This window comes from Streptomyces sp. NPDC104096, from assembly GCF_055584385.1.
In genome coordinates, this window is sequence record NZ_JBVJMD010000134.1 from 1 (window position 1) to 4,632 (window position 4,632).

At 69.3% G+C, this 4,632-nt stretch carries 5 protein-coding genes; all 5 read left to right on the forward strand.

All coding sequences use genetic code 11. From position 1 onward, the window contains the following. Positions 1 to 318, forward strand: a 318-nt coding sequence (locus ACZ60B_RS42565; RefSeq protein WP_469397362.1) for an SPW repeat protein, incomplete at its 5' end; no start/stop codon positions are given. A 39-nt stretch (positions 319 to 357) separates the two neighbouring features. Next, positions 358 to 1,116: a hypothetical protein gene (locus ACZ60B_RS42570; RefSeq protein WP_469397364.1), complete on the forward strand. Its 759-nt coding sequence runs from the start codon at positions 358 to 360 to the stop codon at positions 1,114 to 1,116. Positions 1,117 to 1,705: 589 nt separating this feature from the next. Further along, positions 1,706 to 2,833, forward strand: a complete 1,128-nt coding sequence (locus ACZ60B_RS42575) for an AI-2E family transporter (RefSeq protein WP_469397367.1) — start codon at positions 1,706 to 1,708, stop codon at positions 2,831 to 2,833. Between the two features lie 591 nt (positions 2,834 to 3,424). Further along, complete coding sequence (locus ACZ60B_RS42580; protein ID WP_469397369.1) at positions 3,425 to 3,595, forward strand: hypothetical protein; 171 nt, start codon at positions 3,425 to 3,427, stop codon at positions 3,593 to 3,595. A gap of 260 nt (positions 3,596 to 3,855) precedes the next feature. Next, complete coding sequence (locus ACZ60B_RS42585; protein ID WP_469397372.1) at positions 3,856 to 4,272, forward strand: helix-turn-helix domain-containing protein; 417 nt, start codon at positions 3,856 to 3,858, stop codon at positions 4,270 to 4,272. Positions 4,273 to 4,632 lie beyond the last annotated feature (360 nt).

A 4,632-nucleotide genomic window follows, 5' to 3' on the forward strand; every position in this document is an offset into this window, starting at 1 on the left:
AACGGCTTCACCACCCTCGCCGTCACCAACCTCATCGCCGGCATCGCCTACATGCTGCTCCTGGGCGGTCTCGGCAACTCCTACGAACGCACCCATTCCATGGCCTGGGCCGCCGCGGCCATCGGCATCTGGACCTGCGTCGCCCCCTGGGTCGTCGCCGGCGACGTCGCCCATACACGCTCCATCACCAGCAACCTCATCACCGGAGTCATCGCCACCGTCCTCGCCTGCGCCGCCGCCTCGGCCGCCCGCGACCGCGACACCACCCGTGGAGCCGACAACCTCCACGGCCGCCACAGCATGCCGGACCGGCTCTGATCATGGGGGGTGGCGAGACTTGAAGCCCGCCGGGGCGGAATGGTCTTCCGTCCCGGCGGCCGTCGGGTCACCGCTGGCGTTTCGCCGCTCGGTGATCCGGAGGTCCGGCTCGTGCGCCGGTCCCTGTGCGGCTCAGCCGCCGACGCGGCGGGATACGACGCCGCTGGTTTCGAAGTCGTAGATGTTGCCGCTGATGCGCAGGCCATCGACGGCGCCGGACCACGGGTAGCCGCGGCCCATGCTGATGCCGACGGTGTCGATGGTCGCTGGGTGTGGGCGGTGCGGAAAGCGGCCTTGAGGTCCAAGAGGGTGCAGGGCGCGCTCTGGGCGCAGACACCGATGGTGGTGGCCGTGTCGCCCGTGATGTACCAGCTGCCGATCGTGGCGGCGTTCAGGTACGGGCTCCAGCGGTTGGGCAGGCTGCCCTGCGGGTTCCACACGAGCGTGGCGAAGATGTCGAGCGGGTGCCCGCTGATGCGCGGATTGATCTCGATGGAGATGTTCGGCATGTTGTTCACGCCGCCGTTCTCCACGTTGAAGGCGGTCTGGAAGACGTGGAAGCCGACCTGGCCCAGGTCGAGGAATTTCTGGCCGAGGAAGTCGACTTCGTCGCCGAAGAGCGCTTTCTCCGCACCTGGTGGCAGGGTGGTGGAGGCGTTCGCCCCCTGGATGCCGAGGCTGCCGGTCCCGTACGGCGGCTGGGAGATCGTGCCCTCGAGGCCCACCGCAGCGAACGGGCCGTTGTGCAGTTCGACGTCGGGAGAGCCGATCTCGTTGCGGGAGACCACACTCCCGTAGTCCCTGGGAGCGGCGGAGGCAGCCGCCGGCAGGGTCGCGGCCGTGACCGCGATGAGGGCGGTGACGCCGAAGGCCGTCTTCCGCTTCATGCCGAAGCGAGCGTTCCCGCTCACTCCTTTCTTGGTCGACGCAGGGAGGGCGTACCGGCAGGCACACTCAGCACGCCCGTGTGTCGTTAAGTAACGATATGTCGCGAAACTGTGACGCCGTACCCGTGTCACCAGCGTCTTAAGCCCCTGGCGGAGCGCCCTCCCACGCTCGGAAGCCGGCTGCAGGAAGTTTTTGGCGAGTGGGGGAGGACCGGCGGAGCTGCCGCTGGCGGCACCCCGCCCCGGTATCCAGGGACCGCCGATCCGGGCGGGCTGCCGGCGTTGTGTTGGCCCGCCATGCCGGTGGCGCACCTCCTTGTGTGGGCACTCAGTTGCCGCGCGTGGTTTCGGAGGAGTGTCTGGGTACTCGGCGAGGACTGCCACCAACCGGCCTCGGACGATGCCCCGGTGACACCGGCGCTCGTCCGAGCCAGCCGAGGAGAGGCGTCGCGATGTCTGCGCAGTCCGGGCCCGGGGCCGCTCGTGAGGAGCACGGCGCCGTGGAGGCGACGGGCGGGCACGCCCCTGACGCAGGCCCCGCGGCGGGCGTACCGGCGTTCTGGCCCGAGCTCCCTCAGCCTTCGCGCCGGGATTCCCGCGGACGGGGGCGGTCGTGGGTGGCCGTGGGGTTCGCCCTGGGCCTGGGGGCGAGCATGGCGTGGCTGGCGGTCCAGACGGTTCTGCGGGTCAGTTCGGTGCTGACCTTGCTGCTGCTGGCCGTGTTCATCGCGATCAGCCTGGAACCGCTCGTCGTGTGGTTCACGCGCCGGGGTCTGCGGCGCGGCTGGGCCGTTGTGATCGTGCTGACGGGATTCCTGCTGGTGCTCGGCGGTTTCCTGGCTCTGGTCGTCCCGCCGGTGACCAGGGAGATCTCTGCACTGGTCGATGCCGTGCCGGGCTGGTTGCAACAGCTTCACAACCACCACTCGGCGATCGGGCGCCTGGAGGACCGCTATCACCTGGTCGAGACGGCCAAGCGAGAGATCGACTCGGGCGGCGGAGCGACCGGCCTGGCCGGCGGAGTCCTGGGCGCGGGCCGCATGGTCCTGAGCGCTCTCACCGCCGGGGCGATCGTGATCATAGTGACCCTCTACTGCATGGCGGCGCTGCCGGCCGTCAAACAGTTCTGCTTCCGCTTCGTGGCGGCCAGCCGCCGCGAGCGGGTCGAGGGCGTGACCGAAGAGATCATGAGCCGGATAGGCAAGTTCATGCTCGGCAACCTCGTCACCTCGGGGATCGCCGGGGTGGCGACCTACGGCTGGTGCGCGGCCCTCGGTGTCCCGTATCCCGCTGCCCTGGGCATCTTCACCGCCCTGATGGACCTGATTCCGATCGTCGGTTCGACCCTCGCCGGCATCGTCGTCAGCCTCGTCGCGCTGTCCGTGTCCCTTCCGATAGCGATCGCGACAGCCGTCTTCTACATCGTCTTCCGCCTCGCCGAGGACTATCTCATCGTGCCGAGGGCCATGAAGTTCGCCGTCGACGTCCACCCACTGGTCACCATCCTCGCCGTGCTGGTCGGCGGCGCGCTCCTGGGCATCATCGGCGCGCTTGTCGCCATCCCGGCGGCCGCTGCCGTCGGCCTGCTTCTCGACGAGTACGTCTTTCCCAAGAGAGAGCGGACATGACGCGAAATCCACGGACGGCGCTACCCAGACCGACGCGCTTGAGAAGCCCGTACGACCCTTTCGTCCGCTGACGGAACCTGAGAGCGATACGCGTACCGGCGCCACGTCCGGTCCGTCCGCGCGCGGATGACGGGCCCCAGGGCGAGTGTCCTCGGCCAGCCAACCCCGCTCCACCAATTGCTTCGACCTCGCCCGGGTGCCTTCGACCTGGGACGCGACCGAGGTGTCGCAGCCCAATGCCACCACCGTCTGCCGTGTGGTGGGACTGTCCTCGCTGGCCTCGTCGAGCGCGGCCGCGACCCGCCGGTAATCCGGTCCGAGGACCTCCACCGGCACCCCGTCCTCACGGCGGACCACCGTCCTGCGCGGCCCGGCCACCGGCACCGGCTCCTCCAGCGGGGCCTGGACGGCAGCCGACCGTGGCGGTCGCCGACCCGAACAGGGCGGTGCAGAGATGGGGGTGTCCGGTTGTGTCTCGAGGGGCTCAGGACCGTTTCCTTGGGCGGGCCGGTGGGGTACTCGTCGGACGCCATGGTCACCAGCCGAGCGCCGATCGTCGTGCATCCTCTTTCCCGTTCGGGCGGGCGGAGGGTGACGGTGCACTCCCACGGCTGGGACGAGATCCTCGGCACCGCCTACAGCGACCACGACCTCGTCGTCTTCCTCCAGAACGCAGGCATCGACGACCCCGATCCCGTGATGGACGACGACCATTGGATCGAATGGCGCGGCGCCCGCCCCCACCAGTGGAACGCCGCCTGATCCCGGGGCTCTGCTGAGACTGCTCCGCACCACGGTCGAACGAACGGAGCTTCCGTATCTGCGGTTCGTCCCCCAGGACGCCGGACGGTTCGCGGGCGGACGGCACTGACGACCTCTTGCACGGTTGGCCGTGGCTCGGTGGCCGGGTACCTCGTTGAACTGGGCATGGTAGGAACTGGAGGCGCGTACGTTGATCGTGACGGCGTACCGGGTCACAGGACTGTCGCAGAGGGGGATCGCCGGCGCGCACAGCATTAGGCATGCCTGACGCCTCGGCCGGGCGGCGGGTTGTGGGAGCCGAGGCGAAGCACGGGATTGTGTTCGTCGACCGGCTGTCGGCCCCGCTGGTGAGTCTGTGCCATGGCACCACTCATGACGTGCTGGCCTATTGGTGCGGCGCGGACCGTTCCACCATCACCCGTGCCATCGGGGAGGTGCGTCCCCTGCGCGCGCAGCGGGGATGCACGGTCGCGCTGGGCGTCCGGCTGCGCATGCTTGCCGAAGTCGTCGAGTACCTGGGCGTCGAGGGCCAGACCGGGATCATCGACGGGACGGAGATCTGGTGGCACGCCCGGTTGCTGGCCACGCGTTTCGACAAGAGGCCCGCCGGCTGCGTGGCGGGGCTTGGGCTGCGTGGCGTGCTCATCCGGTTGCGCAGCCTCTGTCCCGCCAACTGATCACAGCTCTGAACAGGTCTGATAGTCGATGGCTGGAGCGGTCCGCGTTTTCGCCCCACCCGCTCGACCGGCGAACGGGACATCTCGCAACCGGCGGCGGCCCGTGTGGCGACCACCTCCCGTTGCGGCGCTCGGGGGCTGGCGTCTTTCCCTTCAGCGAAGACGGGGTCTCTTCCTGTGGGAGCGTCATGAACGGACGTGGACTCGGGCCGAGACTGACCCGTTGCCCGCCGTCGGCGTGGTTCGGGGCGGGCCGCACCGCATCCGCATGATGCGACTCTGCGCGAGGGGAGTCAGGCGTCGTCGGCGGTTGTCGTCGTGCGCCGGTGTTCTAGGGCGTCCAGGGATTCGGCGAGGCCG